The sequence below is a fragment of the Spiroplasma sp. hyd1 genome, assembly GCF_016082235.1.
GTDB classification, from domain to species: domain Bacteria; phylum Bacillota_I; class Bacilli_A; order Mycoplasmatales; family Mycoplasmataceae; genus Spiroplasma; species Spiroplasma poulsonii.
The window spans coordinates 1-2297 of sequence record NZ_JXYY01000092.1 but is presented as its reverse complement, the minus strand read 5'-3'; the positions used below and the strand labels follow the sequence as shown (position 1 = coordinate 2297).

4 protein-coding genes are annotated in these 2297 nt (G+C 26.3%); all 4 read right to left on the bottom strand.

What is annotated here, in order from left to right; genetic code table 4:
- Window positions 1-140: 140 nt before the first annotated feature.
- Window positions 141-290 (bottom strand): hypothetical protein, encoded by a 150-nt coding sequence (locus tag TS70_RS06335; RefSeq protein ID WP_198049750.1) that lies wholly within the window; start codon window positions 288-290, stop codon window positions 141-143.
- Window positions 291-298: 8 nt separating this feature from the next.
- The gene (locus tag TS70_RS06330; RefSeq protein ID WP_127093472.1) at window positions 299-511 is read right to left on the bottom strand and encodes a hypothetical protein; all 213 of its coding nucleotides are present in this window, start codon (window positions 509-511) and stop codon (window positions 299-301) included.
- Window positions 475-1197 (bottom strand): DUF262 domain-containing protein, encoded by a 723-nt coding sequence (locus TS70_RS06325; protein WP_258267098.1) that lies wholly within the window; start codon window positions 1195-1197, stop codon window positions 475-477. Before TS70_RS06325 ends, TS70_RS06330 begins: the two co-directional genes overlap by 37 nt.
- A gap of 340 nt (window positions 1198-1537) precedes the next feature.
- Window positions 1538-2254 carry a YebC/PmpR family DNA-binding transcriptional regulator gene (locus tag TS70_RS06320; RefSeq protein WP_040093728.1) on the bottom strand — a complete coding sequence of 239 codons (717 nt, stop codon included), beginning with the start codon at window positions 2252-2254 and terminating at the stop codon, window positions 1538-1540.
- Between the last annotated feature and the right edge of the window lie 43 nt (window positions 2255-2297).

The following is a 2297-nucleotide window of genomic DNA, read 5'->3' as shown; positions in this document are numbered from 1 at the left end:
CACCTCCTGTTTCTAACTGTTTTAGTAACATATTGAGACCCCCTTCTTTGCCAATTAATAAAATATTAAAAGGATTTATAACTATAATCCCTGATGGTAAAATAATTTTATCATTTAACAATATTACAACTGCCATTTTTCTAAATGATTCATACATTATTTAATAATTTTATATAAAAATAGGTAAACTGCATAATATCATTTTGATCCGGGACATTTGAAATACAATTTTCAAGAGCAGTAAATTCAACAATAATTCATTTTTGTAAATCAATTAATTCTTTATTCATTTTTAAATTTAATTAATAAAATTTTTTATTAATTTGATTCTTTCCTTTTTTCTATTTGGATCTGTTGTTCCTTGTGTATGCAATTCAATACATTTTTCACACATTAACTTAAGATTATCAGTAAGTGCCTTTTTTTCTTCTAAATATTGTCTATTTTTAGTTTTAGTTAAAAAAATATTTCTATCTAGTGAAGCGAGTTTTGCAATTTGATCATTATCCATTTTTTTATTTCTATTAACAACATAAAAATTGTAAAAAAATATTTACGATCAAAACTTAATAAACTACCATTTAAGTTAATTATTTTTTTAAAAATATCTATTGCTTCCCTATAAATATATATAACAGAATTTAATGCATCTAAAGCATTTGAAAATGTATCATCATTATCATATTTTTCATAAAAATTATTGATACTCTTATCAGAATCATTAACATAACTTTCTAAATAAAAAATTAAAATTCTTGCTAAATCTTCTTGCAACTTCATACGTCTTATTTCCATATCTTTATATAATCCAAGTTCTTCTATTTCATCAAAAATTGCTAATCTTATTTTTTCAACTATAGTTTTAAATGTACCAAAATAATTTGCATTTCGTAACTCTTGACTATTTAATGCATAATTAAATGTATTTAAACGAGCAAAAATATCATATATTATATTTTTATCTTTAGTAGAAAAAACCTGACAAGGAATTTCGTATAATAATATAAGTTCTTTTTGTTCATCTGGTAAATCTTTAAAAAATAAATTAGCCACTTCTTCATTATGAACTTTTAAAATTTTAAAAGAATTATTAACATACTGCAAAATTGTAGATATTCGTTGTTGACCATCTACTACTTCTCTATTAGTTTTCATGGTAGAAGCATCTATTTCTTCAGCTAAAAAAATATGTGAAATAGGGTATCCTGGTATTCTTTAAGTAAAGAATCTATTAAATATGATTTTGCTTTATCAGGTCATACTAAATTTCTTTAATAATGTGGATTAGTAATTAATTGGTTGCTTTGTGATCAATTTAAAAAATCTATAACTTTATATTGTTTACTAGTAGTTTGCATTTTGCACCTCTTTCATTCATACTTTGATCAACTTTGTTAATAATTTTATTATATTAGATATATATAAAAAAACATAAATAAAATCTAACTTTTTCAAATAAACTAAAATTTGAATTTTTATCATAATTTTATTTAGGAATCTATAAGTAAATTTCCTTTTCTTTTTGGTTAATCCTTTCTTAACCAACAACAACATTGTGATAAACTTCTTGAACATCATCAACTTCGTCTAACATATTTAACATTTTTTCAAAGCGCTCTGCGTCCTCACCTTGTAATGTAATTCGTTCATAGGGTAACATTGTAATTTCCGCCATTTGAAATGCTTCAATTCCATTTTCATCTAAAGTTTTTTTAACACTATTAAATGCTGTAGCGGGAGCATACACAACAACTTGGCCATCTTCAGCCACAACATCATTAACATCACAATTTGCTAGCAGTAATAATTCAAAAATTTCTTCAACTGTTTTTCCTTCAAAAGCAAAAACTGCTAAATTATCAAATAAATGCGTTACTGCACCATTAACCCCTAATTTACCACCAGTTTTTGTAAAACAATTACGAACTTCTGCTATAGCACGATTAACATTATTTGTTAACGTATCAATAATAATTGCACTGCCTCCTGGTCCGTAACCCTCATAACGAATTGCTTGGTAGTTTTCATTATCATTACCACTTGCTTTTTTAATTGCACGGTCAATAACATCACGGGGAACTTGTTTTGATTTTGCTTTATCGATTGCATTACGTAATGCTAAATTAGCATTCGGATCAGCTCCGCTTTCCCGCGCTGCTAAATAAATTTCACGTGCCACCCGGTTATATAACACCGCTTTTTTCGCAGCAGTTGCTGCCATTGATTGTTTTCGAACTTCAAACGCTCTTCCCATAATTTGCTCTCCTTAAATCCTGATTTTTTCCGTATATATTATA